General features: G+C 61.7%; 27 protein-coding genes and 1 riboswitch. Of the genes, 11 read left to right on the forward strand and 16 right to left on the reverse strand.

Annotated features, from left to right (window positions below; translation table 11 throughout):
• The first annotated feature begins 103 nt into the window (after nucleotides 1-103).
• Nucleotides 104-1,681, forward strand: a complete 1,578-nt coding sequence (gene guaA / locus KEM63_RS03085) for a glutamine-hydrolyzing GMP synthase (RefSeq protein ID WP_223654743.1) — start codon at nucleotides 104-106, stop codon at nucleotides 1,679-1,681.
• Between the two features lie 42 nt (nucleotides 1,682-1,723).
• On the opposite strand, the gene KEM63_RS03090 is transcribed toward guaA, so the two are convergent.
• Genes KEM63_RS03090 through KEM63_RS03110 form a run of 5 tightly spaced genes read right to left on the reverse strand, consistent with a single transcriptional unit; the run spans nucleotide 1,724 to nucleotide 5,735 of the window.
• Nucleotides 1,724-2,350, reverse strand: coding sequence for an ABC-type transport auxiliary lipoprotein family protein (locus KEM63_RS03090; protein ID WP_223654744.1), 627 nt, complete (start codon nucleotides 2,348-2,350; stop codon nucleotides 1,724-1,726).
• Nucleotides 2,347-3,285, reverse strand: a complete 939-nt coding sequence (locus KEM63_RS03095) for an MlaD family protein (RefSeq protein ID WP_223654745.1) — start codon at nucleotides 3,283-3,285, stop codon at nucleotides 2,347-2,349. Before KEM63_RS03095 ends, KEM63_RS03090 begins: the two co-directional genes overlap by 4 nt.
• A 2-nt stretch (nucleotides 3,286-3,287) precedes the next feature.
• Nucleotides 3,288-4,091, reverse strand: coding sequence for an ABC transporter ATP-binding protein (locus KEM63_RS03100; protein ID WP_223655804.1), 804 nt, complete (start codon nucleotides 4,089-4,091; stop codon nucleotides 3,288-3,290).
• The gene (locus KEM63_RS03105; RefSeq protein WP_223654746.1) at nucleotides 4,091-5,227 is read right to left on the reverse strand and encodes an MlaE family ABC transporter permease; all 1,137 of its coding nucleotides are present in this window, start codon (nucleotides 5,225-5,227) and stop codon (nucleotides 4,091-4,093) included. The genes KEM63_RS03100 and KEM63_RS03105 overlap by 1 nt, the downstream gene beginning before the upstream one ends.
• Nucleotides 5,228-5,282: 55 nt before the next feature.
• A complete protein-coding gene (locus KEM63_RS03110) occupies nucleotides 5,283-5,735 on the reverse strand; it encodes a Z-ring associated ZapG family protein (RefSeq protein WP_223654747.1) in 453 nt (150 codons plus the stop codon).
• 153 nt (nucleotides 5,736-5,888) lie between these two features.
• Between KEM63_RS03110 and KEM63_RS03115 the strand changes: the two genes are divergently transcribed.
• Nucleotides 5,889-6,515, forward strand: a complete 627-nt coding sequence (locus tag KEM63_RS03115; RefSeq protein WP_223654748.1) for an alpha/beta hydrolase — start codon at nucleotides 5,889-5,891, stop codon at nucleotides 6,513-6,515.
• 72 nt (nucleotides 6,516-6,587) lie between these two features.
• The gene (gene zapE, locus KEM63_RS03120) at nucleotides 6,588-7,679 is read left to right on the forward strand and encodes a cell division protein ZapE (protein WP_223654749.1); all 1,092 of its coding nucleotides are present in this window, start codon (nucleotides 6,588-6,590) and stop codon (nucleotides 7,677-7,679) included.
• A gap of 10 nt (nucleotides 7,680-7,689) precedes the next feature.
• On the opposite strand, the gene KEM63_RS03125 is transcribed toward zapE, so the two are convergent.
• Both KEM63_RS03125 and KEM63_RS03130 read right to left on the reverse strand, forming a co-directional pair.
• Nucleotides 7,690-8,703, reverse strand: coding sequence for a GlxA family transcriptional regulator (locus KEM63_RS03125; protein WP_223654750.1), 1,014 nt, complete (start codon nucleotides 8,701-8,703; stop codon nucleotides 7,690-7,692).
• A gap of 124 nt (nucleotides 8,704-8,827) precedes the next feature.
• Nucleotides 8,828-9,868 carry an NADP(H)-dependent aldo-keto reductase gene (locus tag KEM63_RS03130; RefSeq protein ID WP_223654751.1) on the reverse strand — a complete coding sequence of 347 codons (1,041 nt, stop codon included), beginning with the start codon at nucleotides 9,866-9,868 and terminating at the stop codon, nucleotides 8,828-8,830.
• Nucleotides 9,869-10,126: 258 nt separating this feature from the next.
• On the opposite strand from KEM63_RS03130, the gene rplM reads away from it, so the two are divergent.
• From rplM to KEM63_RS03165, 7 genes are all read left to right on the forward strand, one after another.
• Nucleotides 10,127-10,555, forward strand: coding sequence for a 50S ribosomal protein L13 (gene rplM / locus KEM63_RS03135; protein WP_223654752.1), 429 nt, complete (start codon nucleotides 10,127-10,129; stop codon nucleotides 10,553-10,555).
• Between the two features lie 13 nt (nucleotides 10,556-10,568).
• Nucleotides 10,569-10,961 (forward strand): 30S ribosomal protein S9, encoded by a 393-nt coding sequence (gene rpsI / locus KEM63_RS03140; RefSeq protein ID WP_223654753.1) that lies wholly within the window; start codon nucleotides 10,569-10,571, stop codon nucleotides 10,959-10,961.
• Between the two features lie 268 nt (nucleotides 10,962-11,229).
• Nucleotides 11,230-11,823, forward strand: coding sequence for a ubiquinol-cytochrome c reductase iron-sulfur subunit (gene petA / locus KEM63_RS03145; RefSeq protein ID WP_223654754.1), 594 nt, complete (start codon nucleotides 11,230-11,232; stop codon nucleotides 11,821-11,823).
• Nucleotides 11,823-13,046 (forward strand): cytochrome b, encoded by a 1,224-nt coding sequence (locus KEM63_RS03150; RefSeq protein ID WP_223654755.1) that lies wholly within the window; start codon nucleotides 11,823-11,825, stop codon nucleotides 13,044-13,046. The genes petA and KEM63_RS03150 overlap by 1 nt, the downstream gene beginning before the upstream one ends.
• On the forward strand, nucleotides 13,046-13,828 hold the full coding sequence (locus KEM63_RS03155; RefSeq protein ID WP_223654756.1) for a cytochrome c1: 783 nt from the start codon (nucleotides 13,046-13,048) through the stop codon (nucleotides 13,826-13,828). The genes KEM63_RS03150 and KEM63_RS03155 overlap by 1 nt, the downstream gene beginning before the upstream one ends.
• A 173-nt stretch (nucleotides 13,829-14,001) precedes the next feature.
• Complete coding sequence (locus KEM63_RS03160) at nucleotides 14,002-14,631, forward strand: glutathione S-transferase N-terminal domain-containing protein (protein ID WP_223654757.1); 630 nt, start codon at nucleotides 14,002-14,004, stop codon at nucleotides 14,629-14,631.
• Between the two features lie 38 nt (nucleotides 14,632-14,669).
• Nucleotides 14,670-15,065 (forward strand): ClpXP protease specificity-enhancing factor, encoded by a 396-nt coding sequence (locus KEM63_RS03165; protein ID WP_223655805.1) that lies wholly within the window; start codon nucleotides 14,670-14,672, stop codon nucleotides 15,063-15,065.
• A 22-nt stretch (nucleotides 15,066-15,087) separates the two neighbouring features.
• Here KEM63_RS03165 and KEM63_RS03170 read toward each other — a convergent pair whose 3' ends face one another.
• From KEM63_RS03170 to KEM63_RS03185, 4 genes are read right to left on the reverse strand one after another with little or no spacing between them, the layout of a single operon-like run.
• Nucleotides 15,088-15,654, reverse strand: a complete 567-nt coding sequence (locus KEM63_RS03170; RefSeq protein WP_223654758.1) for a BON domain-containing protein — start codon at nucleotides 15,652-15,654, stop codon at nucleotides 15,088-15,090.
• Complete coding sequence (locus KEM63_RS03175; RefSeq protein ID WP_223654759.1) at nucleotides 15,651-16,244, reverse strand: phosphoheptose isomerase; 594 nt, start codon at nucleotides 16,242-16,244, stop codon at nucleotides 15,651-15,653. The genes KEM63_RS03170 and KEM63_RS03175 overlap by 4 nt, the downstream gene beginning before the upstream one ends.
• Before the next feature lie 15 nt (nucleotides 16,245-16,259).
• Nucleotides 16,260-16,634, reverse strand: coding sequence for a YraN family protein (locus tag KEM63_RS03180; protein ID WP_223654760.1), 375 nt, complete (start codon nucleotides 16,632-16,634; stop codon nucleotides 16,260-16,262).
• Nucleotides 16,631-18,448, reverse strand: coding sequence for a penicillin-binding protein activator (locus KEM63_RS03185; RefSeq protein ID WP_223654761.1), 1,818 nt, complete (start codon nucleotides 18,446-18,448; stop codon nucleotides 16,631-16,633). The genes KEM63_RS03180 and KEM63_RS03185 overlap by 4 nt, the downstream gene beginning before the upstream one ends.
• Nucleotides 18,449-18,604: 156 nt before the next feature.
• On the opposite strand from KEM63_RS03185, the gene rsmI reads away from it, so the two are divergent.
• Nucleotides 18,605-19,444 carry a 16S rRNA (cytidine(1402)-2'-O)-methyltransferase gene (rsmI, locus tag KEM63_RS03190; protein WP_223654762.1) on the forward strand — a complete coding sequence of 280 codons (840 nt, stop codon included), beginning with the start codon at nucleotides 18,605-18,607 and terminating at the stop codon, nucleotides 19,442-19,444.
• 79 nt (nucleotides 19,445-19,523) lie between these two features.
• On the opposite strand, the gene uca is transcribed toward rsmI, so the two are convergent.
• The 5 genes from uca to KEM63_RS03215 all read right to left on the reverse strand — a co-directional run bounded on the left by uca (nucleotide 19,524) and on the right by KEM63_RS03215 (nucleotide 26,227).
• Entirely contained in the window at nucleotides 19,524-23,126 is a 3,603-nt protein-coding gene (gene uca, locus KEM63_RS03195; RefSeq protein ID WP_223654763.1) for an urea carboxylase, read from the reverse strand.
• Between the two features lie 96 nt (nucleotides 23,127-23,222).
• Nucleotides 23,223-23,858: an urea amidolyase associated protein UAAP2 gene (locus KEM63_RS03200; protein WP_223654764.1), complete on the reverse strand. Its 636-nt coding sequence runs from the start codon at nucleotides 23,856-23,858 to the stop codon at nucleotides 23,223-23,225.
• Nucleotides 23,859-23,869: 11 nt separating this feature from the next.
• On the reverse strand, nucleotides 23,870-24,598 hold the full coding sequence (locus KEM63_RS03205; protein WP_223654765.1) for an urea amidolyase associated protein UAAP1: 729 nt from the start codon (nucleotides 24,596-24,598) through the stop codon (nucleotides 23,870-23,872).
• Nucleotides 24,595-25,407: an ABC transporter ATP-binding protein gene (locus KEM63_RS03210; RefSeq protein WP_223654766.1), complete on the reverse strand. Its 813-nt coding sequence runs from the start codon at nucleotides 25,405-25,407 to the stop codon at nucleotides 24,595-24,597. The genes KEM63_RS03205 and KEM63_RS03210 overlap by 4 nt, the downstream gene beginning before the upstream one ends.
• Before the next feature lies 1 nt (nucleotide 25,408).
• Nucleotides 25,409-26,227, reverse strand: coding sequence for an ABC transporter permease (locus KEM63_RS03215; protein WP_223654767.1), 819 nt, complete (start codon nucleotides 26,225-26,227; stop codon nucleotides 25,409-25,411).
• Nucleotides 26,228-26,273: 46 nt separating this feature from the next.
• A riboswitch (guanidine-I (ykkC/yxkD leader) is annotated at nucleotides 26,274-26,373 on the reverse strand.
• Nucleotides 26,374-26,536: the final 163 nt, after the last annotated feature.

Here is a 26,536-nt window from a genome sequence, read left to right on the forward strand (position 1 = left end):
GGCTCAAGGCTATAGGCTGGGCGGTCTGCTCCCGGTGTTTACGGAGTGGATCTCTCAGCGGTCAGCCGCCAGCCTTTAGCCCTATCTAGCCAAAGGAAGATCGATGTCTCAGGACATTCATGCCCACCGGATCCTGATTCTGGATTTCGGCTCGCAGTACACCCAGCTGATCGCCCGCCGCATTCGCGAGATCGGCGTCTACTGCGAGATTCATCCCTGGGATATGGACCAGGCGGCCATTACCGAGTACGCGCCCCGCGGCATCGTCCTGGCTGGCGGTCCTGAATCGGTACCGCTGCCTGGCTCCCCGCGCGCGCCGGAGATCGTCTTCAGTCTTGGTGTCCCGGTGCTGGGTATCTGCTACGGCATGCAAACCATGGCCGATCAGCTCGGCGGCAAGGTCGAAGGTTCACCCGAGCAGGAGTTCGGCTACGCCCGCGTCGACATAGTCGGCAAGAGCGACTTTCTCTCCGGCATCGAAGACCACATCGACGATGACGGGCTTCTCAGTCTCGACGTCTGGATGAGCCATGGTGACAAGGTCATCAGCCTGCCCGACGGATTTCATATCATCGCCAGCACCCCGAGTTGCCCGATTGCAGCGATGGGTGACGAGTCGCGGCATTTCTATGGCGTACAGTTCCATCCGGAGGTGACCCATACGCGCCAGGGCGGTCGCATCCTGTCGCGCTTCCTGCTGGAGATCTGTGGCTGTGAGGCACTCTGGACGCCGTCCAATATCGTTGATGATGCCATCGCCACCGTGCGCGCCCAGGTGGGTGACGCCAAGGTGCTGCTGGGTCTGTCCGGTGGAGTCGACTCATCGGTGGTTGCCGCGTTGCTGCACAAGGCCATCGGGGATCAGTTGACCTGCGTATTCGTCGACAATGGTTTGCTGCGCCTGCATGAGGGTGAGCAGGTGATGGCGATGTTTGCCGAGAACATGGGTGTCAAGGTGATCCGGGCCAACGCCGAGGAGAAGTTCCTGTCCCGGTTGCTGGGCGTCACCGACCCGGAAGAGAAGCGCAAGATCATCGGCCGTACCTTCATCGAAGTGTTCGACGAAGAAGCGACGCGTTTGCAGGGCATCAAGTATCTGGCACAGGGCACCATCTACCCGGATGTCATCGAGTCCGCCGGGGCAAAGACCGGCAAGGCGCATGTGATCAAGTCGCACCATAATGTCGGCGGCCTGCCGGACGACATGGCGTTCGAGCTCGTCGAGCCATTGCGCGAGCTGTTCAAGGACGAGGTGCGCAAGATTGGACTCGAGCTGGGCCTTCCCTACGATATGGTCTATCGGCATCCGTTCCCGGGGCCAGGGCTGGGGGTACGCATCCTGGCTGAAGTGCGCAAGGAATATGCGGAGATCCTGCGCCGCGCCGATTACATCTTCATCGAGGAATTGCGCAGGGCCGACCTATACCACAAGACCAGCCAGGCATTCGCTGTATTCCTGCCGGTGCGGTCGGTCGGAGTGGTGGGTGATGGCCGCCGCTACGAGTGGGTCATTGCGTTGCGCGCAGTCGAGACGATCGACTTCATGACGGCACGCTGGGCTCATCTCCCGTACGAGTTTCTCGAGAAGGTTTCCAATCGCATCATCAACGAGATCAGCGGTGTATCTCGGGTGACTTACGATATTTCCAGCAAGCCGCCGGCGACCATCGAATGGGAATGAGCGTGCGCGTTTGATGAAAAACCCGCCGTAAGGCGGGTTTTTTTATTGCTGCTCGCGCGCGCTTCGCAACCGCTCGCGCGTCCATGGAATGAGCTCGGCTTCCAGCTGCGCTGTCGCGCGTCCGAAGGCCTGGACCACCGCAGGAACCTGCGTGTTCTCCAGCTCTTCTTCAATCAGAAACGTCCGGCTGGCAAGCATGCGCCGCTCAGTGGGATCGATCAGGCGGGTGTCGAGCTCGATGATCGCCCTGGGTGGGCCATCCATGTAACTCACCTGGAATCGCCGTAGATCGCTGCTCAGATGGTAATCCGCGTGGAGCGAATGGTCGTCGGTACTGACCTGTGCCAGGACCCCGCTGCGGCTGAAGGCCCGGGTCAGGCGTTCGCGCAGCATCGCCGGCGCCGGGTCGGACCAGCGCACCCCCTTGTAGGCACTGATCTCGTCGCCTTCCGGGTTTACCAGGATCCGCGGCCCGCTGACGGCGATGCCCGCGTGGGGAGTGTTGATGCGCAGAGAGCTGGAATCCGGCTGCTGCTGCAGCGGCTCCATTCGAGGCGCAGGCAACTGATAGACGGTGACCGGCTCGGTCTCCGGAAGCACGGTACAGGCTGCAAGCAGACCGATGCTCGCGCAAAGCGCCACGCTTCGCATACCCCGGGTGATGATCATGGTTCGAACTCCTCAAGCGAATCGCGGCCGAGCAGGAAGCGGGTAGGGTTGTCCTCGATGCGCCGCGTTATCGAGCGCAGGGAAGAAAGACTGCCGCGCAGTTCGTTGATAGCCGGCTCCAGTTGTCCCAATCCCTGCATGCCACTGGAAAACGCTTCGCGGTTCTGGTTCAGCATGTCCTCGAGCGTTGAAGTTGTCCTGGCAATGGACGCGAGCGCCTCTTCGGCGCCATCCAGCGTACGCATGCCCTGCTCATTGAGCAGCTGGTCCGCACTCGCCATCATCTGGCTGGTCTGCTCCAGGGTCTGGTTAGCCTGCCGGCTGACCTGTGTCAGCTCTTCGATGAGTCCGCCGACATTCTCGCTCTGGGCCGACATGTTCTGCGCGGCGCCATCGATGGACTCGAGCATGGAGCTGATGCGATTGACGTTCTCCTCGGACACAATGGAACGCGCTGCCGCCACCAGCTGGTTGACGTTGGTCACCAGATCCTCGCCGTTGGCGAGCAGCGTGGAAATCGGCGACGGTGATGCGACGATCACCGGCAGCCGGCCTTCGTCACTGCGCAGCGGCGGACTTTCCGGCGTGCCGTGGCTCAGTTCGATGACCGAGGTGCCGGTTATGCCGGTGAACGATAGCCTGGCGCGGGTATCTTCCTTGATCGGCACGCTCGACTCGATGCGCACGGTGGCCAGTACCCGACGCGGGTCTTCCGGATCCAGTCCGAGCTCGGTGATGTCGCCAACGCGGATGCCGCTGTATTGCACCGTGCTGCCGCGAGAGAGACCGGTCACGGCCTCGTTGAAAACCACGACGTACTCGTCGTATTCGCTGCTGGTCGCGGTATTGCCGAGCCAGATGGCGAAGACCACTGCGGCACCCGCTGCGAGCAGGGTGAACAGCCCGATCAGAACGTGATGTGCTCGGGTTTCCATGATCAGCATTGCTCCGGCTGGTGGTATGAATTGACGGCTGTCGCTGCGGCGCGTCCGCGCGGACCGTGAAAATACTCCTGAATCCAGGCATTGTCGGTGGCGGCAACGCGCTCGAGGCTGTCGGCGACCAGCACGCGACGCTCAGACAGCACCGCGATCCGGTCGCAGATGGCGTAGAGCGTATCGAGGTCATGGGTGACCACGAATACACTGAGGCCGAGCGCGTCACGCAGCGTCTTGATCAACTGATCAAACGCGGCGGCGCCGATCGGATCCAGTCCGGCAGTGGGCTCATCGAGAAACAGAATGTCCGGATCCAGTGCCAGTGATCGCGCGAGCGCGGCGCGCTTGACCATGCCGCCGGACAGTTCTGATGGATATTTGCTGCCAGCGGTGGAAGGCAGTCCTGCCAGTGCCAGCTTCATGCCGGCCAGGTGCTCGGCGTCGCGACGGCTCAGACCCGCATGTTCCACGAGAGGCACTGCGACGTTTTCCGTCACGGTCAGCGATGAAAACAGGGCGCCGCGCTGAAACAGCACGCCGAAGCGTCGCTCGACCTGGGAGCGCTGCTCCGCATCCAGGCTCTGCAGGTCCTCTCCGAACACCCTTACGCTGCCTGCGGTTGGGCGACGCAGTCCGACAATGGAACGCAGCAGTACGGATTTGCCGGTACCCGAGCCGCCGACCACGCCGAGAATCTCGCGGCGACGAATGTCCAGATCCAGGTTTTCGTGAATCGTCTGTGTGCCGAAGCGGTTGACCAGACCGCGCACCTCAACCAGCGGCGTGTTGTGTGTATCCGCTATCACCAGCCCATCTCCATATAGAAAAGCGCGGCTATGGCATCGACCAGGATCACCACGAAGATCGACTGTACGACGCTGGAGGTGGTGTGTTCACCGACTGACTCGGCGCTTCCGGTCACCTTGAATCCTTCCAGGCAGCCAATGATGGCAATCAGAAAGGCGAATACTGGCGCCTTGGCGATGCCGAGCAGAAAGTGGCTCATGTCGACATTCTGTTGCAGCACATTCATGAACATGGCTGGGGAGATGTCCAGCGCCAGCGCACACACCAGGGCGCCGCCGAACAGGCCCGAGAGCATTGCAACAAAGGTCAGCAGCGGCAGCGCGATAACCATCGCCAGTACGCGAGGAAGCACCAGCAGATCCAGTGGATCCAGGCCAAGAGTCCGGATCGCGTCGATTTCCTCGTTGGCCTTCATCGAGCCTATCTGCGCGGTAAAGGCGCTGGCCGTGCGCCCGGCCATCAGAATCGCCGTGAGCATGACCGCAAACTCCCGCAGGAACGAAAAGGCGATCAGGTCTACGGTGTAAATGCTAGCGCCGAACTCGGACAGGACCGTTGCACCCAGAAATGCGACGACGGCGCCCACCATGAAGGTCAACAGGGCAACGATGGGCACCGCATCCAGTGCGGTCTGCTCGATCTGGGCGACCGTTGCAGTCACCCGCCAGGCGCGCGGACGAAAAAGATTGCGTGCAAACCCGGCCAGCGTCAGACCGATGAAGCCCAGTAGAGAGCTCACATGCTCGATGAACCGTAGCGTGGCCATGCCGATTCGAACCAGCAGCTCGGCGGCGACATTCTGAGGCGGGTGCTCGACGTCTTCTTCGCCGTGCGGGCTGGCTGCGATCCGGCGCAGCAACGTGCGTCGTTCTTCGGGCAGGCTGGTATCCAGCGTGATGGTCTCGAGCAGATCACGGCCGAGCAGTTCGGCCAGCAGTTGGCCGCCCGCGGTGTCGAGCTTGCCTACGGCGGCTATATCCGCAGCGGTGATGGTCGGTGCCTGGCTCCGCGTCGCACTGGCCAACCGGCGCAGCTCTGCATAATGCTCGAGCGTCCAGTCGCCATGGAGGTCGAGTTCGGCGGGATTCGCTGGATTGGGCGTAATGAACGGATTGTCAGGCAGGGCCGGCATCACTCTGGGTGTCCAGGATTTGGCCCCTGAAGCGGCCGGCGCCAGGGGTTGCGAATCAATGCTTGCGCTTGAGGCCGAATTCTTCGGAGAGGGTGCCCGGCCCTTCCTCTTTGAGAGCGTAATCGCGGGGTGGTTCCAGGCTGTCGAATACCGGCTCGCGGCGACCGTTGTCGCGTACCGGCTGATTGTCCTGCTCCAACGCTGCAAGGAGGCGCTGGCGGGTCATGTCGTCGGCAGCCAGATCGACGGCGCCCTGGGTGAGGTGTTCCTGAATGTCCTGGTGACTGCGGTTCAGTCGTCCGACGAGGCTGGCGGTAGTCTTGAAGTGATTGGCCACTTCCTGCTGATACTCTTCGAAACGCAGCTGCAGACTTTCCAGCTGCGACTGGCTGCCGGAGCCCGAGCTGCCACCCATGCGCTTGGCGACCTGCGCCAGCACCACGCCGATTACGATTCCTACAGCCAGCGCGACGGCGACTGCGATCCACAGGTTTTCGCTTGCTTCCACCTTGGGTCCCTCTTGATCTGATTGCAGCGCATCGACCTGATCCGCCTGCCGACATGGTTCTACGGTAACGAGATTTCATGGACAAGGCTAGTACTTGCTAGTCTTGTAGCCCATGCGACGTCAGTCGATATCCACGGTCACGGAGAGCTGTAAATGAGCGCAAGTGCAGAGCAAAAGTTCCTCATCCAGGGGCCTGCGGGGACAATCGAGGCGTTGGTCACGCGAGCGGAGAACCCCACGGGGCTGGCGGTAATCTGCCATCCCAATCCGGTGCAGGGTGGGACCATGCACAACAAGGTGGTGCACACGCTGATGCGGGCCGCTCGCGACTGCGGTGCAACAACGGTGCGCTTCAACTTTCGCGGAGTGGGTGGCAGTGACGGCCAGCACACCGGCGGCGCAGGGGAGGTAGATGACTGCCTTGCTGTGGTTCAGTGGGCGCAAAAGGAGCTTGGTGGGCAGCTGCCGCTATGGCTGATGGGGTTCTCCTTCGGCGGCTACGTTGCGGCTGCGGCCGCCTGCCGGTTGCCCGATTGGCCGGCTAAAGTGGCGCTGATTGCTCCTTCGGTGGTGAAACAGGACTTTGCAGCGCTGCTGCCGTTTCCCGGTGACGCGCTGGTGGTCATGGGCGAGCGCGATGAAGTGGTCCCGCCCCAGGCCGTTCATGAATTGCTCGAAGGCCAGGCAGGTGTGGACATGGTCCGCTTTGAAGATACCGGCCATTTCTTCCACGGCAAGCTGACCCAGCTCAAGGATGTGGTGCAGAGCCGTCTCGGGTAAGCGGTGATTTGCCAAGCGTGGGGGCCGCGGGTAGAGTAACGGCCCCGTCGATACCCCTTACTGGTTCCTGCAATGACGCCACTTGAACGCTATCAGGCGGACCTCCAACGTCCGGATTTCTTTCACGATCCTTCGCAGGAAAAGGCAGTCCGGCACTTGCAGCGCCTATACGATGATCTGGTTGCTGCAGAATCGGCCTCGCCGGGCCTGCTCGACAAGCTCTTGCGCAAAAAGCCCGAGCCGATCAAGGGGTTGTACTTCTGGGGCGGCGTAGGTCGCGGCAAGACCTACCTCGTCGATACCTTCTTCGAAGCCTTGCCATTCAAGCGCAAGATGCGCACGCACTTTCACCGCTTCATGCAGCGTGTTCATCATGAGCTGGAAGGGATGAAGGGCGAGAAGAACCCGCTCACCCTGATCGCCAGGCGGTTTTCCGACGAAGCGCGGGTGATCTGTTTCGACGAGTTTTTCGTTTCCGACATTACGGATGCGATGATCCTCGGGACGCTGATGGAAGAGATGTTCGACAACGGTGTCACCCTGGTGGCTACCTCCAACATCGTTCCCGACGGCCTGTACAAGGACGGACTCCAGCGAGCCCGGTTCCTGCCGGCCATTGCCTTGCTGAACCAGCGTACGGAGGTGGTCAATGTCGACAGCGGTGTCGATTATCGCCTACGTGCGCTTGAGCAGGCCGAGCTCTATCACTGGCCTTTGGGCCCTGAGGCCGATGCCAGTCTGCGGCGCAGCTTCGAGAGTCTGGTGCCGGACCTGGAGGGCGCCGTGGAGGGCGAGGTGCTGACCATCGAGAACCGGCCGATCAGATCCCTGCGCGTCTGCGAGGACGTCGCCTGGTTCGAGTTCCGCGAGCTCTGCGATGGCCCGCGGAGTCAGAACGACTACATCGAGCTGGCGAAGATCTTCCATGCGGTGTTGATCGCCAACGTCGAGCAACTGGACGTCAGCAAGGAAGACATGGCACGTCGCTTCATCAACCTGGTGGACGAATTCTACGACCGCAACGTCAAGCTGATCCTCTCTGCCGAAGTGGAACTGAAGGATCTGTATACCGGCGGGCGGTTACAGTTCGAGTTCCAGCGCACGCTCAGTCGTCTTCTCGAGATGCAGTCGCACGAGTTCCTGGCGCGTCCGCACCGCCCCTGATGGCATGGGTTCATGCCACTGGCTGGTGGAGGAACTGGCGGCGGTACTGATTGGGTGACAGCCCGGTGTGCTGCCGGAACAGGCGGGCGAAGAAGCTTGCGTCGTCGTAACCAACGTCGTAGCTGATCGTCTTCACGCTGCGTCGCGTAGTGCTGAGCAGTGTTTTAGCCGTCTCCACCCGCAGTCTCTGGAGGTAGTGCAGGGGCTTGTCCCCCGTGGCACCCTGGAAGCGTCGCATGAAATTGCGAATGCTCATGCCGTGCTGACTGGCCACGTCCTCGAAGCGAAACTTCTCTGGGAAATGTTCCTCAAGCCACTGCTGTATTTGCAGGATGGTGGCGTCCTGATGCAGTTTCTGGCCGCCGAAGCCGATCACCCCGGGGGTGTAGTTTCGCTGCATCTCGAACAGGGTGTCTCGCGCCACCGCCTGCGCGATATGCGCTCCGCAGAAACGTTCGATCAGGTGTATGTAGAGGTCGCAGGCGGACGTGATACCGGCCGCGCAATAAACATTATCGGCATCGGTGACATGCTTGTCGCGATTGAGCAGGACCTGCGGGAAGCGTCGGGAAAACTCATCGAAGAAGCGCCAGTAGGTGGTGGCCTCGCGTCCTTCGAGCAACCCGGCTTCGGCAACCCAGAACACCCCCGTCGCTTCGGCAGCGATCGTGGCCCCTCGCGCATGCTCCCGGCGCAGCCACGGCACCACCTCGGGATAGCGTCCCAGCAGCTCGTCAAAGTCGCCCCAGAAGGCCGGGAGCACGATGAGTTCCGGGTGCGCGGCGTCCAGACTGGCTTCGACGGCAATGCGCTCCTCGCTGAAGGCAATGACTGCCGGGCTGCCCGGGGCAACCGTCATCGTCCTGAAGGCAGGGCTCAGACCTAGACCCTGATGTCGGCCCTGGCGCAGACTGGCCATATGAAAGAAGTCTCGCGCCTGGGCGAGCGTGGTGTTGATCACTCCGTCAGTGGCGAGGATTGCCACCTGGCGCAAGGCGAAAGTGCTCGAGGCTGCTTGAGTCATGGTCAGACCTTGTTTTTATAGTGTCTTCCTTGACCTATGACTAAAGCATCTTCGCCGGAGGCGCAAGTGTCTCAACGGGACACAGAGTCGGCACACCCTTGTGGCAGGTGTGCCGCCAGTGATGTCAGGGCGCCGGGTTTGGCTGGCTTCGATGAATCTCCGCGATGCCTTCCAGGACCTTGTCGGTCAGTCCCATGTTGACACTGCTGAGATTGCGGTTGAGCTGATCCATGTTCGTCGCGCCTATGATGTTGCTGGTCACGAACGGTTGCCGCGTAACGAAAGCCAGCGCCATCTGCGCCGGGTCCATTCCATGGTCGCGAGCCAGTTGAACATACCGGGCGCACGCGCTCTGGGCTTCGGGATTGGTATACCGGCTGAAACGGCTGAACAGGGTCAGCCGACCTTTCTCCGGACGCAGTCCGTTCAGATACTTGCCCGTCAGCGTGCCGAAGGCCAGTGGCGAGTAGGCGAGCAGGCCGACCTGCTCCCGAATGGACATCTCGGCCAGGCCGATCTCGTAGCTGCGGTTGAGCAGGTTGTACGGATTCTGGATCGAGGCGATCCGCGGCCAGCCGCGGCTTTCCGCCAGATGCAGGAAGCGACTGACGCCCCACGGTGTCTCGTTGGACAGGCCGATGTGGCGAATCTTGCCGGAACGCACCAGTTCGTCGAGCGCTTCGAGCGTGTCTTCGATGGGTGTCATGGTCTCGTCGGGATTGTGCTGGTACCCGAGGTGGCCAAAATAGTTGGTGCGGCGGTCCGGCCAGTGCAGTTGGTAGAGATCGATATAGTCGGTCTGCAGGCGGGCAAGGCTGGCGTCGACCGCTGCGGTGATCTGCTCGCGGTTGAAGCGTGTTTGACCGTCACGGATATGGGTCATGCCATTGCCTGGGCCTGCAACCTTGCTGGCGACAATCCATTTGTCGCGACCGCCGCGCTCGCGGAAATAATTGCCGATGATGCGTTCGGTCTCGCCGTAGGTCTCGCCCTTCGGTGGGACCGGGTACATCTCGGCGGTATCGATGAAGTTCACGCCGGCATCGCGTGCCCGGTCAATCTGGGCGAAGGCGTCATTCTGATTGTTCTGTTCTCCCCAGGTCATGGAACCCAGGCACAAGGCACTCACCTTGAGCTGACTGCGGCCGAGCGGGCGGTATAGCATGTAAGGCGACTCCTGGATATGTAGCGGGACGTGACCCTCTACCTTAAATAAAGGTTGTAATTTTTGCGACCCTTGGCATAATGCCGCCCACTTTCGACAGGATGCCTAGCCTGTCGTTGTTGTTACAGCGCAGATGCCACCCAGACCCACAGAGCCCCCACCTGAGTGTCTGTCTAGGCTATGTTGGCTTGTAAAAACACATTTCATTCTGTAAGATTCGCCCTCTTCTTTATAGAGCGGCCTCTGAGGCTAGGATTAATGAAAACCTTTAGCGCCAAACCGGAAACCGTAAAACGTGATTGGTACGTCGTAGACGCCAGTGGCTTGACCCTGGGCCGTCTGGCTACCGAAGTGGCTTCACGCCTGCGTGGCAAGCACAAGCCTGAGTACACTCCGCACGTGGACACCGGTGACTACATCGTTATCGTCAATGCTGAAAAAGTGCATGTGACAGGTAACAAGGCCCAGGACAAGATCTACTATAGCCACTCCGGCTTCCCGGGTGGTATCAAGTCGATCAACTTTGAAAAGCTGATCGTCCGTGCTCCTGAGCGTGTGATTGAATCTGCAGTGAAGGGCATGTTGCCGAAGAACCCGCTGGGTCGCGCAATGTACCGCAAGATGAAAGTCTACAAGGGTGCGAATCACCCGCACGCTGCTCAGCAACCTCAAGAATTGAAGATCTAACAGGAGCACCATCATGTCGGCGACACAAAACTACGGTACTGGCCGTCGTAAAACCGCCACCGCTCGGGTGTTCCTGCGTCCGGGTACTGGCAACATTTCCATCAACAATCGCAGCATCGACACGTTCTTCGGACGTGAAACTGCTCGGATGGTCGTGCGTCAGCCGCTTGAGCTGACTCAGAACACCGAGAAGTTCGATGTCTACGTCACCGTTAGCGGCGGCGGTCTTTCCGGCCAGGCCGGTGCGATCCGTCACGGTATCACCCGTGCGCTGATGGATTACGACGAAACGCTGCGTAGCGCGCTGCGCAAAGCAGGTTACGTTACTCGCGACGCTCGCGAAGTCGAACGTAAGAAGGTCGGTCTGCGCAAAGCGCGTAAGCGTCCTCAGTACTCCAAGCGTTAAGCTTCGGCTACCGCTCAGAACGCCCGGATCCCTTCGTGGATGCCGGGCGTTTTTGTTTGTGCGGCACGGTGTCGCGCTTTGTTGGGTTCGGCGCAGGCAACCCCGCGAAATCTCTGGCTTCACGCGCTGATGCGCGGTTTTGACCGGCTGCTTATCGCCTTGTCAATAAAGGGGTTTTTCATTACCATCTGATTCATTTTGTGCAGGCTGTATAAAAACTTCAAAAGGCCCCCTCAAAGGGTCTGTTTAGCTGATGGGAGACGACTGGATGAGTAATGACGGCGTGAACAATGGCCGGCGTCGCTTCCTGGTTGCAGCCACGAGTGCCGTGGCCGCAGTCGGAGCAGTAGGGGTAGCAGTTCCCTTCGTGGGGTCCTGGTTCCCCAGCGCCAAGGCCAAGGCGGCAGGTGCGCCGGTGAGGGTGAATATCAGCAAGTTGGAGCCGGGCCAGCAGGTAGTTGCCGAGTGGCGCGGCCAGCCGGTGTTCGTTTCACGCCGGACCCCCGAGGCGCTGGAAATCCTTCGCGAGAACGAGGCCATCCTGGCCGATCCGAACTCCGAAGGCTCGGAGCAGCCCGATTACGTCGATCCGACGACCCGTGCCATCAAACCCGAGGTTCTGGTGGTGCTGGGTATCTGTACGCACCTGGGCTGCTCTCCGCTCTTCCGTCCAGAGGTGGCTTCAGCTGACATGGGTGCGGATTGGAAAGGCGGCTACTTCTGCCCTTGCCATGGTTCCCACTACGATATGGCCGGTCGTGTATGGCGCTCCCAGCCTGCGCCGAAGAATCTGCCGGTGCCCCCGCATTCCTACGAGACCGATGACGTCATCATCATCGGCGCGGACGAGGAGACTGCCTGATGAGCAAGCTGTCCACCTGGATCAATGAGCGGATGTCCATCCAGCGCGTGATGGAGGATCACCTCACGCGCTACTACGCTCCCAAGAACTTCAACGTGCTGTATTTCTTTGGCTCGCTGGCCATGCTCGTGCTGGTCAACCAGATCGTCACCGGCATCTGGCTGACCATGAGTTATGTGCCGTCGGCTGAAGGTGCCTTCGCCTCGATCGAATACATCATGCGCGACGTCGACTACGGCTGGCTGCTCCGCTATCTGCACTCAACCGGCGCTTCGGCGTTTTTCGCCGTTGTGTATCTGCATATGCTGCGCGGCATCATGTACGGCTCGTATCAGAAGCCGCGTGAGCTGGTATGGCTGTTCGGCATGCTGATCTACCTGGTGCTGATGGGCGAAGCCTTCATGGGTTATCTGCTGCCCTGGGGTCAGATGTCCTACTGGGGTGCCCAGGTCATCATCTCGCTGTTCGGTGCGATCCCGTTCATCGGGCCGGATCTTGCCCAGTGGGTGCGTGGCGATTATCTGATTTCCGGTATCACGCTGAACCGCTTCTTCGCGCTGCATGTGATCGCCCTGCCGATCGTACTGCTCGGCCTGATAGTGATGCACATCATCGCCCTGCATGAAGTCGGCTCGAATAATCCCCTGGGTCTGGACATCAAGAAGTTCAAGGACGAGAACGGCAAGCCGCTGGACGGCATCGCCTTCCACCCGTATTACACGGTCAAGGATATCGTCGGCGTCGTCGTGTTCCTCTTCGTGTTCTGCACGGTGGTGTTCTTCTTCCCGGAGATGGGTGGTTACTTCCTCGAGAAACCCAACTTCGAGATCGCCAACCAGTTGAAGACGCCTGACCATATCGCTCCGGTCTGGTACTTCACGCCTTTCTACGCCATTCTCCGCGCCGTTCCGGCTATCGGCGGGTCCGCTTTCCCCGGCGTGCTGGCGATGGGTGCCGCGATTGCCGTGCTGTTCGTGCTGCCCTGGCTGGACCGTAGCCCGGTGCGTTCGATCAAGTACAAGGGCTGGATGAGCAAGGTGTGGCTGATCACGTTCTGCGTCTGCTTCGTGATCCTTGGCGTGTTGGGTGCCATCCCGTCGACCCCTGGTCGTACTCTGCTCTCGCAGGTGTGTACCGTTCTGTATTTTGCCTTCTTCCTGCTGATGCCGTTCTACACCCGCATGGAGAAGACCAAACCGGTTCCGGAGAGGATTCCTGGCTGATGAAAAAACAATTGATTGCGCTACTTTTTGCGCTGGTCCCCGCGACAGTCATGGCTGCCGGCGGCAGCAGCTATCCGCTCGATGATGCCAATATCGATCTGACAGACAAGGAATCCCTGCAGGATGGCGCGCGTACGTTCGTCAACTTCTGCATGGGGTGTCACTCAGCGCAGTACCAGCGTTACGAGCGCGTGGCAACGGATTTGGGTATCCCTGAAGAAGTGATGATGGAAAACGTTGTGTTCCCTGACGCACTGATCGGCGATCACATGAAGATCGGTATGCGTGGAACCGAGTCCAAGGTCTGGTTTGGTGCGGCTCCGCCGGACCTGACCATGGTCGCCCGTGTCCGTGGCGAGGATTGGCTCTACACGTACATGCGTTCCTTCTACGAGGATCCGAGTCGTCCGCTGGGCTGGAATAACCGTGTGTTCCCGAATGTCGGTATGCCGCACGTGCTGGCCGAACTGCAGGGCACACCGGTGGTGGGCTGCAAGGCCATGCCGGTTCGTGAGGGCAACAAGGTCAAGCGTGACACCCTTACCGGTGATCCCGTGACAGACGAGCAGTGTGATGTACTGGTGGTAGAGGAAGGTACCGGCGTTCAGACCGAGGAAGAGTACGACACGACCGTACGCAACCTGGTCGCGTTTCTTGCCTATTCGGCTGATCCGATCAAGCTCGAGCGCCACCGTATCGGTGTCTACGTGCTGCTGTATCTGGCCTTCCTGTTCGTGTTCGCCTACCTGCTCAAGCGCGAGTACTGGAAAGACGTTCACTGATAGCCAGCGTTTTGCGAAACCTTGCACGCGCCCTTTGGGGCGCGTGCTCGTTTCTGGGGTATACTACGCCACTGCTGGCAGCGGTCGGATAGGTTGGCCGGCCGACGTGACTGCTTCACATACCGTTTAGCAGAGCGTGTCGAGTGTCTCGCCACAGGATGAGGGTTTGATTTATGGGTGTCACCGCCAACAAGCGTTCCTCGATGGCCTTTTTTTCGGATCCGGCCGATCATTACTGCCACCGAGTTAGGATCGTCCTGGCGGAGAAAGCCATCACTGTCGACATCGTCGATGTCGAGCCGGGGAATCATCCGCAGGAACTGGCTGAGTCGAACCCGTACAACAGTGTCCCTACCTTGCTCGACCGTGATCTGGTTCTGTATGAATCGACGATCATGATGGAGTATCTCGACGAACGATTCCCGCACCCCCCGTTGCTGCCGGTCTACCCGGTCGCCCGTGCCAACAGCCGGCTGCTCATGTATCGCGTACAGCGTGACTGGTGCGGTCTGGTGGACAGTCTGGTCGATCCCCGTACGCCCGCCGCTGCTGCTACCAAGGCACGCAAGGAGCTGCGCGAAAGCCTGATCGGCGTGGCGCCGGTGTTTGCGGAAATGCCGTTTTTCATGAGCGAGGAATTCAGCCTGGTCGATTGCTGTATCGCTCCGATCCTGTGGAGGCTTCCGGCACTGGGTGTCGAACTGCCACGTCAAGCCAAGCCGCTGCAGGACTACATGGACCGCATCTTCCAGCGCGACGGCTTCATTGCCAGTCTGTCGTCTGCCGAAAAAGATATGCAGTAACACGCCCGCTATTCAACCAGGAGGCCCGCATGGCTCAGATGAACTCCAGCCGCCCCTATCTCCTGCGTGCCCTTTACGAGTGGATTCTCGACAACAATTGCACGCCGTATCTGCTGGTCAACGCTGGTTACCCCGAGACCGTTGTGCCGCAGAACTTCGTGGAGGATGGGCAGATCGTGCTGAATGTGTCGCCCAACGCCGTCCGCCAGCTGGAAATGGACAATGCGCGTGTCACCTTTGACGGTCGATTCGGTGGCGTACCCCAGCAAGTGTGGTTGCCGGTCCAGTCGGTGATGGCGATCTATGCCCGCGAGAACGGGCAGGGCATGGTCTTCGAAATCGAACCGGTGACACCGCCAGAGCCACCCCAGGACGAGCCCAAGCCGGACAGCAAGGCGACGCCGAGCCGTCCGGCATTGAAAGTCGTCAAGTAGCGCCGCGCGGCGGCGCTTCAGTTCAGTCGATGTACTCGAACAGTTTGACGATGCGCTGAACGCCGCCCACCTGCTGTACCGACTGTACCGCCAGATCCGCCTCTTGCCGCGTTACCAGCCCCAGCAGATAGACAGAGCCGGCTTCGGTCGTCACCTTGATTCGGCGGCCGGGTATGTTGGCATCAGCGAGCATCCTGGATTTGACGCTGGCGGTGATCAAGGCGTCATTGTTGCGCGCCAACAGTGAAATCGGCTGGCCCACTTTCAGTTCGTTGTGTACCACCTTGACCTTCTGCACCTGCTTTGCAGCCCGTTCCGCTGTGCCCTTGAGCTCCTCCCGCGGCACCTGGCCTGCGAGCAGCACCACGCCGTTGTAGCTGGTGACCTCGATCCGCGAGGCGCGTTCGAGATCGATGTGGCTTTTCGAAACGTTGACCTTGATGCGGGTCTCGATCAGCTGGTCGTCAATGGTACTGCCGATGGTACGGGTGCCGGCGTTGATGTCGATCGGCTCGTCGCGCGTGGCCGTCAGCACCGAGCTGCAGCCGGACAACGCCACGGCCAGGGCGATTACCGTCAAGCGGATCATTCTTCACTCCCGAACAGTTGGCGATCAATCAGATCACACAGGCAATGTATCGCCAGCAGATGAACTTCCTGAATTCGAGCGGTGGAGCGCGCCGGCACGCGGATTTCGACATCTTCCGGCAACAGCAGTGAGGCCATGGCCCCGCCGTCGCGGCCGGTCAGTGCAACCACCGCCATGTCGCGATCGTGCGCCGCCTGTATAGCCTGCAGCACGTTGGCTGAATTGCCACTGGTCGACACCGCCAGCAGCACGTCACCGGGTTGTCCCAGCGCGCGAATCTGCTTGGAGAACACCTGTTCGAAGCTGTAGTCGTTGGCAATCGAGGTCAGTGTCGAGGTGTCGGTGGTCAGCGCGATGGCGGGCAGGCTGGGTCGTTCACGTTCGAATCGGTTGAGCAACTCCGACGAGAAATGCTGGGAATCGCCAGCCGAGCCGCCGTTGCCGCAGCAGAGGATCTTGCCTTCGCTGAGCAGGCTGTTGACCATCACCTGGCTGGCCTGCTCGATGCTCGGCCCCAGCACGTCCATCGAGCGGGTCTTGGTCTCGATGCTGTCGGTGAACAGTTGCTTGATACGGTGTTGCATATCCATGGATGAGCTACTCGCTTAGCAGGTAAAGGCTTCACGGATCCAGCGGTAGGAGCCGGGATCCGCCGGGTTGCCCTCGGCGGCAATGACGTCGAAGCGACAGGGCTGGTCGGCCAGATGGGGGTGGGTAAGCAGATAATGATGTGCTGCGGCGATCAGGCGCTTCTGTTTGCGCCAGTCGACAGTCTCCACCGCGCTGCCCCACTGATTCCTGCGCCTGTAGCGTACTTCGACGAATACTACTGTATCCGCATCGCGCATGACCAGATCGAGCTCGCCTTGCTTGCACCGATAATTGCGTGCCAGCAGCCGCATGCCGGTATCGGTCAGCAACCGCTCGGCGGCTCGCTCGGCACGGTTGCCGAGCAGCTGCCGTAGCGTCAGGCCGGTCACGGCTGGGAAGGGCCGACCGGTCTGACCTGACCATCCTCTATGACGCCCCACTCGGTGGCACGGATTACCCGGCCATCTTCTGCCAATCTCAGTTCGCCGGTAGCGCCGTCGAGGCGCGCATCGCCATGCTGGCGCATCTGCGGCAACCGACTGAAGATACGCTGTGCGTCGATGCCCATGGCATAGAGCCTGCCCAGGGCGCCGGTCGCCTGCGGCCAGTTCTGGCTGACAGAGGGGTAGAGCTCGTCATCACGCGTGAGCAGCCACGGCACCTCGGCGACCATAATGCCCTCGAGGTCGGCGTTCTGTGTCGGATCGCCGCTCAACTGATAGACGTGCGACGTTGCGTACACCGGCAGCTCGGCGGCGTACTGGAAAGCCAGTGTCGGCTTGATCTGGCGGGCCTGCTGCGGCGTTGCGCTGAGGAACAGGGCATCCAGGTCCTGACGGGGTGTGGGCTGCACCACAGCGTCATCGACCACCGACTTGATCCGACTGTTGCGTTGTTCGCTCTGGCGAATCTGCAACAGATCGCCGATCTGGCTGGCCATGGTGGCAGGCTGATCTATGGTTTCGCGTCCGACGAAGACGCCACCCTGTGCCTCCCATGCCTGACGGAAAGCCTGGTAGGCGCGCTCGGCCCAGTCGGTCTGGGCAACCAGTGCGCCCATCGACCGGTGACCGTCGTTCCATGCTCGCTCCGCGGCGGAGCGGGCCTCATCCTCCGGGGCCAGGCCAAACTGGAAAAGCGTCTGCTCGCTCTGCGTGGCCTCATCGGTGTAATTGAGTGCGAGAGTCGGTAGCGGAATGTCCTGCATCCGGGCCAGCCGGCTCACCTGATCGCGCTCCAGCGGGCCGATGATCCAGTCGACCCCGTCGGCCTGTGCCTCACGATAGAACTGGCTGAGGTCGCTATAGGAGGTGCTGTCGTAGAGGCTCACGCGGGGCTGCTCGATGCCCTCGCTGTAGGCCTGATACTGGGACGCGAGAAAGCCGTCGCGCAGAGCCTGGGCCGGTCCGGCGAGGGGACCCTGGAACGGCAGCAAGAGCGCCACGTGTCGTGGCCTGCTGGCATGCAGTTCCAGCAGCTGCGACATGGTTTCAGGCAGCGGCTCGGCGGCTGGATGATCAGCAAATTCTTCCTGCCATTTTTTCAACTCGCGGACCTGAATGTCCAGATTGCCGTGTTGCCGCGCGATCAGTGCGAGGCTGATCCAGCCGGCCAGCTCGCCGGTCGCGGTGGCAGCGGCGTCTTCGAGCGCGGGTGTCGATGCCTGGGTCAGATTGGACCAGATCGCTTCGTGATTGGACGGCTGTTGCTCGGCCGGCAGCAGTCCATCCACGTACACCCGCTCACGCGCCGATGCGACCGGATCACCGGTGGCATCGAGCGCTTCGGCACGCAGCAGTTGAATGCGTACCTGTTCGTCCATGGGCAGGGTTTCGATCTGCAGCATTGACGGGTGGCGTAGCGCACGCAGCGCGCCCTCGGGCTGCTCCAGGGCGATCAGGCTGTCTGCCTGCAAGGTACTGAACAGCATCTGCTGATCCAGCGGCAGATCGCTCTGCGGAATGCGTTCGAGAATGCTCAGCACCTGCTTCGGATTGTCCTGCAGCGATGCAGCGCGTGCGGCCTGCAGGCGCAGCAGATTCGCCTCGGCGCCGGACTGGCGGTCGGCATCCTTGAGCAGTTCTTCGGCAGATGCCTGGGGTGTACGGGGCAGGTCGGAAAGTTGTTTCGGCGGCGAACTGCAGCCAGCGAGGATCGCTGCGAATACGGCGGCAGCGACGGGCAGACGGTTGATACGGGGCATCTGGAATCCTTACACATGGGCGCTGGTCGCGCACCCGGCCAGGTTGGATGACGGTCTGGCAGCATTGTAACCAAGCACCCAGCCTACCGCCATGCGCTTCGCGGGATGCCGGTCACGTCCTGTACAATCACCCGACCAGACCACCCGAGACTCGTCATGACCGCCGGAACACTTCACATCATCGCCACGCCAATCGGCAACCTCCAGGACATCAGTTCGCGGGCGCTCGATGTACTGCGATCCGTCAGTCTCATCGCTGCCGAAGACACTCGGCACAGCGCCCGGTTGTTGCAGCATTTCGGTATCCAGACACCGACCACCGCCTGTCACGATCACAATGAGCGCGACAAGAGCGAACGGCTTGTCCAGCGAATGCTCGCGGGTGAAAGCATGGCGCTGATTTCCGATGCCGGCACGCCGCTGGTGTCCGACCCCGGCTATCACCTTGTGCGTCAGGCACGGGCCGCCGGGGTGCGGGTGAGCCCGGTGCCCGGGGCCTGTGCGCTGATCGCGGCCCTCAGCGCTGCTGGTTTGCCTTCGGATCGTTTCGCTTTCGAGGGGTTTCTGCCGGCCAAGGCGCATGCACGCAGGCTTCGGCTCGAAGGGCTTGCGAGCGAATCGCGTACCTGGATGCTCTACGAGGCGCCGCATCGCCTGCTGGAGTGTCTCGAGGATATGCTCGACGTGCTCGGTGGCGATCGTCAGGTCGTGCTCGCGCGCGAGCTGACCAAAACCTTCGAGACCATCAAGGGTGCACCGCTTGCCGAGCTGGTCGAGTGGGTCCGCGGTGACTCCGATCAACAACGCGGTGAATGCGTGCTGGTCGTGGAAGGTGCTTCACAACGCGACGAGGAGGCACTGAATCCCGAGGTCGAGCGGGTGCTGGACATTCTGCTCGAAGAGCTGCCGGTCAAGCAGGCCGCCGCGCTTGCCGCAAGAATCACCGGCGAAAAGAAGAACAGGCTGTATCAACTGGCGCTGGAGCGCGGCCGCTAGGCGCGCCATCCCGCGTTGCAGCCGCTCCTGCCGTCGCGGGTGTAGCGCAGCCGCGCTCCACCTGCTTGGGATCGCGTAGTTACCCCGCTCTGATCACCAATACCCGTTGTCCTGCCCGCACCGGCGAGCCAGGTTGTGCCTGCACGGTCTTTATGATTCCGTCCACAGGGGCAGTAATCGGAATCTCCATCTTCATCGACTCCAGGATCACCAGCACGTCGCCGGCCTTGACGGTGTCGCCCTCACTGACCTGAACCTGCCAGAGGTTGCCGGCGATATGACTTTCGACGCTGTGCTCGCCCGCCTCCAGAGGGGCAGCCTCGCCAAGGTCGGCGACGGATTCCTCACTCTGGTAGTCCGCCTGGCCGTTTGCTATCCAGCGCTCGCGCTCGGCATTGAATGCCGATTTCTGCTGGTCGCGAAACGCCTGGATGCTGTCGGCCTCCTCGTCGAGGAACTGCTGATAGTCGTTGAGCCTGAGCTCGGTTTCTTCGATGCGCAGCGGATAGCGCCCAAGCGGGAAGTCACGGCGAATGGTCAGCAGTTCGTCGGCCTCGACCGGATAGAAGCGGATCTGGTCGAAGAAGCGCAGCAGCCAGGGCTGCCCGCCAAAGGCTTCCACGGCGCGGTAGCGATTCCACATCTGCAGCGTACGGCCGACGAACTGGTAGCCCCCCGGGCCCTCCATGCCGTAGACGCACATGTACGCGCCGCCGATGCCGACGGAGTTTTCTGCCGTCCAGGTGCGCGCCGGGTTGTACTTGGTGGTGACCAGTCGGTGACGGGGGTCCAGCGGGGTAGCTACCGGCGCGCCGAGATAGACGTCGCCCAGACCCATCACCAGATAGCTCGCCTCGAACACGGTGCGGTACACCTCGTCGAGGGTCGGGAGATCATTGATGCGGCGGATGAACTCCAGGTTGCTCGGGCACCAGGGTGCATCCTTGCGCACCGTGGTCATGTACTTCTGGATCGCCAGTTGGCAGGCCGGGTCGTCCCAGGACAGCGGCAGGTGCACGATGCGCGAGGGCACCTTCAGATCGCGGGCGCTGCACACCTGATTCCATTCACGCCGGACTGTCGCAAGCAGACTGTCGAGCTTGAGTGTCTCGGGTTGGTAGTGCACCTGCAGCGAGCGGATGCCGGGCGTCAGGTCAATCACGCCTTCCAGCGCGAGGGCTTCCAGTGCCTGCATCAACGCATGGCCGCGAAAACGCAGCACCAGATCGAGTTCGGGCTGGCCGATTTCGAGCAGCAGGTGCGTATCGCCGGAAAGACGTGCGACCAGACGGGTATCCGCTTCGCCGATATCCAGAACGATGGGTGATTCGATGGATTCGGCCGGACTTGCCGTGGGACACAGCGGGGCGAGCGATTCGATTTCGTTGCACCGCGAGACGGCCAGTTCGCGCGCAGTGTCCAGGCTGACCGGCACAAAGCGCAGCTTATCGCCGGCCTTGAGCTGCCCCATCTGCCACAGGTCCGCCTCGATGATGGTCACCGGACAGACGAAGCCGCCCAGACTCGGGCCATCCGGGCCGAGAATGACCGGCATATCGCCGGTAAAGTCCACTGCGCCGATCGCATAGGGGTTGTCATGAATGTTGGACGGGTGCAGACCGGCTTCGCCGCCATCTTCGCGCACCCACTCGGGGCGTGGTCCGATCAGGCGCACGCCGGTGCGGCTGGAGTTGAAGTGCACTTCCCAGTCGGTCGACAGGAAGCACTCCATGTAGGCCTCGGTGAAGTATTCCGGCGCTGCGTGCGGGCCATAGATCACGCGCAGGCTGCGCACTGCCGGCAGGTTCGAGCACAGTTCGGTGGCCAGGACAGCCCCTGCGGTGTTGTCGGTCAGGTCGGCCAGGTGCAGCACGTCACCGGTGCGCAGCGCGCGACCGGAATGGCCGCCGAACTGACCCAGGGTGAAGGTGCTCTTGCTGCCCAGATACTCCGGTACCTGAATACCGCCGCGGATCGCCAGATAGCTGCGGGCGCCGGCGCCGGCAATGGTGCCGATCGCCAATGTGCTGCCGGCCGAGATGTGCAGGGTGGTGCACAGGGGCTGGTCGACGCCGTCCAGCGTCAGTGGGATCTCCGCACCGGTCACAACCACCACTGCGTCGGTATTGAAACGCAGGGTGGGTCCGGTCATGGTGATTTCCAGGCCGGCGGCATCCTCCGGATTGCCCAGCAGGCGATTGCCCAGCCGCAGGGCGCGGTTATCCATCGGGCCCGACGGCGGTACGCCGACGGCCCAGTAGCCGAGCCGGCCCGGGACGTCCTGCACGGTGGTCTGGGTGCCGCCGGTCAGCACTTCCATGGTCGTGCTGTGATATTGAAGGTGCTCCAGACAGCGGGTCCAGGGGTGTCCGCTGGCGAAAGGCTGGTCGCGAAGAATCTGCTGCAAATAGACCTGATTGGTTTCCACGCCGTACAGCAGGGTGTCGCGCAGGGCCCGCTCCAGGCCATCGATCGCCTGCTCCCGGCTTGGCTGCCAGGCGATTACCTTGGCAATCATCGGATCGAAATAGGGCGGGATGTCGCAGCCTGCCTCTACCCAGGTATCGATACGCAGTGTCTCGCCATCGGCTTCGGGAAATTCGACCGCGGTCAGCAGGCCGGGGCACGGCTGGAAGTCGCGCCCCGGGTCCTCGGCGTAAACCCGTGCCTGGATGGCGTGCCCGCGCGGTGCCAGCCCATGAGCCAGCACACTGAGTGGGGGTAGGTCGCCTGCGGCAAGCTGAATCATCCAGCTGACCAGATCCACGCCCCACACCTGTTCTGTGACCCCGTGTTCAACCTGCAGACGGGTGTTCACCTCAAGGAAGTAGAAGCGGTCGGCCTCGCTGTCATAGACGAATTCGACGGTGCCGGCGCTGCGGTAGCTGACCGCCTTGCCGAGCTGGATGGCGGCTGCGCACAGGGCATCGGCCATGCCGTCGGGCAGGTTGGGCGCGGGCGTTTCTTCCAGCACCTTCTGATTGCGCCGCTGAACCGAGCAGTCGCGCACCCCAAGGGCGACCACCTCGCCACACCCGTCGCCAAAGATCTGCACTTCCAGGTGCCGGGCACGCTGGATGTATTTCTCAATGAAGACCCCTGCATCGCTGAAGTTGTTCTGACCCAGACGGCGCACTGCTTCGAAGGCGTCGCTCAGCTCGGAATCGCTGCGGCACACGCGCATGCCGATGCCGCCGCCCCCGGCGGTGCTCTTGAGCATGACCGGGTAGCCCACCTGTCCGGCAGCCTCCAGCGCAGCCTGAACGTTCTCGAGCAGCTCGGTGCCTTCGAGCATCGGCACGCCGTGCTGCCTGGCCAGTGCCCGGGCGGTGTGCTTCAGACCGAAGACGCGAAGCTGCTCGGGTGTAGGGCCGACGAAAGCGATCCCCGCTGCTTCGCAGGCTTCGGCAAAGGCTGCGTTCTCCGAGAGGAAGCCGTAGCCGGGATGGATCGCCCGCGCGCCGGTTTCACGGGCAACGCGGAGAATCTTCTCGACGTCGAGATAGGTCGAGGAGGCCGGACCTTCGCCCAATGAGTGCGCCTCGTCAGCCTGTTGGATGTGCAGGCTCGCCGCGTCGGCCTCGGAATACACTGCCACACCCTGCACGTCGAGCTGCTTCAGGGTGCGCAGGATGCGGCAGGCAATGGCACCGCGGTTGGCGATCAGCAGTTTGTCGAACATCGTCATGTTCCTCGGCCAGGCCGTCCTGGACGTTTCGCTCTAGGCCGCCGGGTCGTCCCGGCGGGGTTGATTCGGTTCAAAACGACAGGGAGACGTTCAGTCCCAGACCAGCATTTCTGCAGGGGTCGGGTTGTAACCGTTGCAGGGGTTGTTCAGCTGCGGGCAGTTGGAAATCAGAATGATCACGTCCATGTGCGCCACCAGCTCGACATACTTGCCAGCGCCGGAGATGCCATCCTCGAATGTGAGCCCGCCGTCCGGTGTTACAGGAACGTTCATGAAGAAGTTGATGTTGTGGCTGATGTCGGCCTTGGTCAGCCTGCCGTCATGCAGCGAGGCGCGCAGGAAGTTGTCACGGCAGCTGTGCATGTAGCGCGTATCGAGCGCATAGCGCACGGTGTTGCTTTCCTGCGCGCAGGCCCCGCCGAGGGTATCGTGGCGGCCGCAGGTATCGGCAGTGATGGTGAGCATCGGATTGCCGCGATTGCTGTACAGCACGCTTCCGGTAGTCAGATACACTTGGTTCTGCCGGCGCAGCGTGCGTTGAACGTCGTAGCGCTCCCGCGGGTTCGCGGCACTGAAGAACAGAGTGTCGACGGCCTGATTGCCTTCCAGATCCAGTAGCCGAACGGTCTGCCCGGCCCTGATGTCCTTCATCCACGGCTCGCCGGCAGGCATCACCTCGCGATAGATGGCGTTTTCCGGCTGCTTGTCGCTATGCGTCAGTGTCATGGTCGGCCCCCTTACAGAAATGTGCGGTCGGTGTTGTGCAGCCCGCGCACGTTTTCCGGCCGGGTATTGCGACAGAGCACGGTGATGCCATCCTCCGCGACGCGATGCCAGCTCAGGCCGACCGGGCGGGGCGCATACGCGGGCGCCGGGTCCATCGGATGCTGTAATGCAGTGAGCAAAACCAGCGTGTCCATGGGTGCGTATAGCTCGATCACGTCGCCGGCTTTGGAGTTGCCCGGGTGAAATTCGAAAGCACCACTGGCATCGACGGTGACCTTGCTGAACAGGTTGAGCGCCATCAACAGGTCGGACAGAGTCATGTTCCACTTGCCCATTTCCACCAGCAGGTTGTCCACGCCGTTGCGGTAAAAACCGTTGCGCAGTTCCTGATAGCGGCCCTGGCCGTACTTTTCCTTCACTTCTTCTGCGTTCAGGACGCCGCCGAAGCTGTCGCTCCAGCCGCAGGTGTCGGTGACGATCGCCGCCAGTACCTTGCCCATGTCCGAGTACAGGCAGTGCCCGGCTGTAAGTCTGGCGGTGTGCTGGCACTTGAGAGAATCGGGAAGGTTGAGCCGCTCGCTCTTGTCCTGGGCATTGAACAGCAGCAGGCTGACATTCGCGCCGCCTTCCATATCTGTCAGGCGTAACAGCTGGCCGCGTTTCAATACGAAGGAGGTGTGGCCGCCCCCCGGGACGGTTTCCTCGTACAGCGCGGGTCGCAGGGCAGCAGGGGTGCTCATGGGCGGGCTCCTTGTGGGGTGTCGTCCGGCAGATGACCGCCGGTTATGCGTGGCGGGAGGGCGCTGACGGCATCGCGCGCAGCCTTCCGGTCACTGTTCAAGGGGATGTCATAGGTGATCCGCGCGCCGTAGGCACCCGGCGCCTGCGGATCGTTTCGAACCTTGTCGAATACCAGCAGACGGGTGCCAAGGGTGAAGCCTTCGGACAGGTCATGGGTGACCATGAACACGGTCAGCCCGGTCTGCTTCCAGAGGTCCAGCAGCAGCTCGTGCATGTCCTTGCGGATGCCCGGATCGAGTGCGCCGAAGGGCTCGTCCAGCAGCAGGATGCGCGGCGCCTTGACCAGCGCCTGAGCGATCGCCAGGCGCTGCTGCATGCCGCCGGAAAGCGCGTGAGGGTATTTGTCGAGCGATCCGCCCAGGCCGACCTTTTCCAGGATGGCGACGGCCTTGTCCCGAGCCTCACGTCGCGGTCTGCCGAACAACCTGCCGATCAGCGGCGCCTGCTGCAGCTCCATGCCGAGCATCACGTTCCCGAGCACGGTCAGATGCGGGAACACCGAGTAGCGCTGGAATACCACGCCACGGTCGGGGCCTGGCTCTGGCGGCAGCGGCTGGCCGTCGATCAGCAGCTGACCCTTGCTGGGGGTTTCCTGTCCCAGCAGCAGCCGTAGAAAGGTGGACTTGCCGCAACCCGACGCGCCGACCATGGTGATGAACTCGCCGCTGGCGACTTCCAGATCGAGACCCTCTAGTACCACCTGGTCGCCGTACTCCTGCCAGACCTGCTTGATGGAGATGGCCGACATGTCAGTGTGCTCCCTTCGGTTCGAACCAGGGGAACAGGGCGCGGGTGGCCCCCTTCAGCAGCCGGTCCATGATGAAGGCGAGCAGCGTGATCCAGGCGACATACGGCAGGATCACGTCCATCGCCAGGTAGCGGCGCACCAGAAAGATGCGATAGCCCAGGCCGTCGGTCGAGGCGATCGCCTCGGCGGCAATGAGGAACAGCCATGCCGGGCCAAGCGCCAGGCTCAGGCCCTGCAGCAGGCGCGGCAGAAGCTGCGGCAACACCACGCGCATGAGCACCTGCCAGGTGCTGGCGCCCAGTGTCTGCGCCTTGACCAGCAGCTCTGCAGGGATCTCCTTCACGCGCTGTTCCAGGTCGCGGATCAGGACGGGGGTGATGCCGATGACGATCAGCATCACCTTGGACAGCTCACCCAGGCCGAGCACAATAAACAGGATAGGCAGGATGGACAGGGGCGGGATCATCGATATCACTGTCGTCAGCGGCGACAGCGGGGTCCGCAGCAACGGGATCAGCATGACCATCCCGATGATCAGGCTCGCCAGTGCCGAGATCCCCAGGCCCGTGCCCAGTCGCTTGAGGCTGGAAGCGGTGTCTTCCCACCACAGATAGCCTCCGCTGCGGCGATCTTCGGTGAACGCCATGCGCTCTACCGCTGCGGTCATCTGGGTAAAGCTGGGAAGCAGTTTGTCGTCAGGGTTCTCGGCCAGCCGGGCCTGCGAGCTGAATAGGTAGAACATGAGCAGCAGGGCGAAGGGGAGGAGGATCAGCCCAAGGCGCAGCGGGCGGCTGGGTTCCCGGTTCATCAGGCGGGGCATGGCAGTCTCCAATGGGTACACGTAACGAGATCTCAGCTGTCTGAGGCTCTCCCGGGCTTTTGTCCCGCCGTGTAACCCCCTGCCGGAGGTCGACAACTCTCGGACCAGTCACCTGCATGCAGGTCGGAACCCTAGTCGTCCATTATTGGCAATTTTCAACAGGCTCAACGAGCCCGGCAACACCTGGGTCAGACAGACCCGATCTCGGATGTTGTGGTATTCAATGCACTTGCTGTGCCAGAAGCTGAACATGCCGCAAAACGGGGCGCTCGCATCCTGTATCCCACGCCGTTGCTGCCTGTATCGGCT

Origin of the sequence: Halopseudomonas nanhaiensis, assembly GCF_020025155.1 — a bacterium.
GTDB classification, from domain to species: domain Bacteria; phylum Pseudomonadota; class Gammaproteobacteria; order Pseudomonadales; family Pseudomonadaceae; genus Halopseudomonas; species Halopseudomonas nanhaiensis.

What these genes read in the sequence shown, in the direction of transcription:
- KEM63_RS03170 (WP_223654758.1), bottom strand. Translation starts at nt 15,654, where the DNA reads ATGATCCGCTTGACGGTAATCGCCCTGGCCGTGGCGTTGTCCGGCTGC.
- KEM63_RS03125 (WP_223654750.1), bottom strand. Translation starts at nt 8,703, where the DNA reads ATGACTCAAGCAGCCTCGAGCACTTTCGCCTTGCGCCAGGTGGCAATC.
- KEM63_RS03090 (WP_223654744.1), bottom strand. Translation starts at nt 2,350, where the DNA reads ATGATCATCACCCGGGGTATGCGAAGCGTGGCGCTTTGCGCGAGCATC.
- KEM63_RS03175 (WP_223654759.1), bottom strand. Translation starts at nt 16,244, where the DNA reads ATGGATATGCAACACCGTATCAAGCAACTGTTCACCGACAGCATCGAG.
- KEM63_RS03155 (WP_223654756.1), top strand. Translation starts at nt 13,046, where the DNA reads ATGAAAAAACAATTGATTGCGCTACTTTTTGCGCTGGTCCCCGCGACA.
- KEM63_RS03215 (WP_223654767.1), bottom strand. Translation starts at nt 26,227, where the DNA reads ATGCCCCGCCTGATGAACCGGGAACCCAGCCGCCCGCTGCGCCTTGGG.
- KEM63_RS03200 (WP_223654764.1), bottom strand. Translation starts at nt 23,858, where the DNA reads ATGACACTGACGCATAGCGACAAGCAGCCGGAAAACGCCATCTATCGC.
- petA (WP_223654754.1), top strand. Translation starts at nt 11,230, where the DNA reads ATGAGTAATGACGGCGTGAACAATGGCCGGCGTCGCTTCCTGGTTGCA.
- KEM63_RS03095 (WP_223654745.1), bottom strand. Translation starts at nt 3,285, where the DNA reads ATGGAAACCCGAGCACATCACGTTCTGATCGGGCTGTTCACCCTGCTC.
- KEM63_RS03165 (WP_223655805.1), top strand. Translation starts at nt 14,670, where the DNA reads ATGAACTCCAGCCGCCCCTATCTCCTGCGTGCCCTTTACGAGTGGATT.
- KEM63_RS03105 (WP_223654746.1), bottom strand. Translation starts at nt 5,227, where the DNA reads ATGCCGGCCCTGCCTGACAATCCGTTCATTACGCCCAATCCAGCGAAT.
- uca (WP_223654763.1), bottom strand. Translation starts at nt 23,126, where the DNA reads ATGTTCGACAAACTGCTGATCGCCAACCGCGGTGCCATTGCCTGCCGC.
- rpsI (WP_223654753.1), top strand. Translation starts at nt 10,569, where the DNA reads ATGTCGGCGACACAAAACTACGGTACTGGCCGTCGTAAAACCGCCACC.
- zapE (WP_223654749.1), top strand. Translation starts at nt 6,588, where the DNA reads ATGACGCCACTTGAACGCTATCAGGCGGACCTCCAACGTCCGGATTTC.
- KEM63_RS03205 (WP_223654765.1), bottom strand. Translation starts at nt 24,598, where the DNA reads ATGAGCACCCCTGCTGCCCTGCGACCCGCGCTGTACGAGGAAACCGTC.
- rplM (WP_223654752.1), top strand. Translation starts at nt 10,127, where the DNA reads ATGAAAACCTTTAGCGCCAAACCGGAAACCGTAAAACGTGATTGGTAC.
- KEM63_RS03115 (WP_223654748.1), top strand. Translation starts at nt 5,889, where the DNA reads ATGAGCGCAAGTGCAGAGCAAAAGTTCCTCATCCAGGGGCCTGCGGGG.
- KEM63_RS03160 (WP_223654757.1), top strand. Translation starts at nt 14,002, where the DNA reads ATGGGTGTCACCGCCAACAAGCGTTCCTCGATGGCCTTTTTTTCGGAT.
- KEM63_RS03210 (WP_223654766.1), bottom strand. Translation starts at nt 25,407, where the DNA reads ATGTCGGCCATCTCCATCAAGCAGGTCTGGCAGGAGTACGGCGACCAG.
- rsmI (WP_223654762.1), top strand. Translation starts at nt 18,605, where the DNA reads ATGACCGCCGGAACACTTCACATCATCGCCACGCCAATCGGCAACCTC.
- KEM63_RS03150 (WP_223654755.1), top strand. Translation starts at nt 11,823, where the DNA reads ATGAGCAAGCTGTCCACCTGGATCAATGAGCGGATGTCCATCCAGCGC.
- KEM63_RS03130 (WP_223654751.1), bottom strand. Translation starts at nt 9,868, where the DNA reads ATGCTATACCGCCCGCTCGGCCGCAGTCAGCTCAAGGTGAGTGCCTTG.
- guaA (WP_223654743.1), top strand. Translation starts at nt 104, where the DNA reads ATGTCTCAGGACATTCATGCCCACCGGATCCTGATTCTGGATTTCGGC.
- KEM63_RS03185 (WP_223654761.1), bottom strand. Translation starts at nt 18,448, where the DNA reads ATGCCCCGTATCAACCGTCTGCCCGTCGCTGCCGCCGTATTCGCAGCG.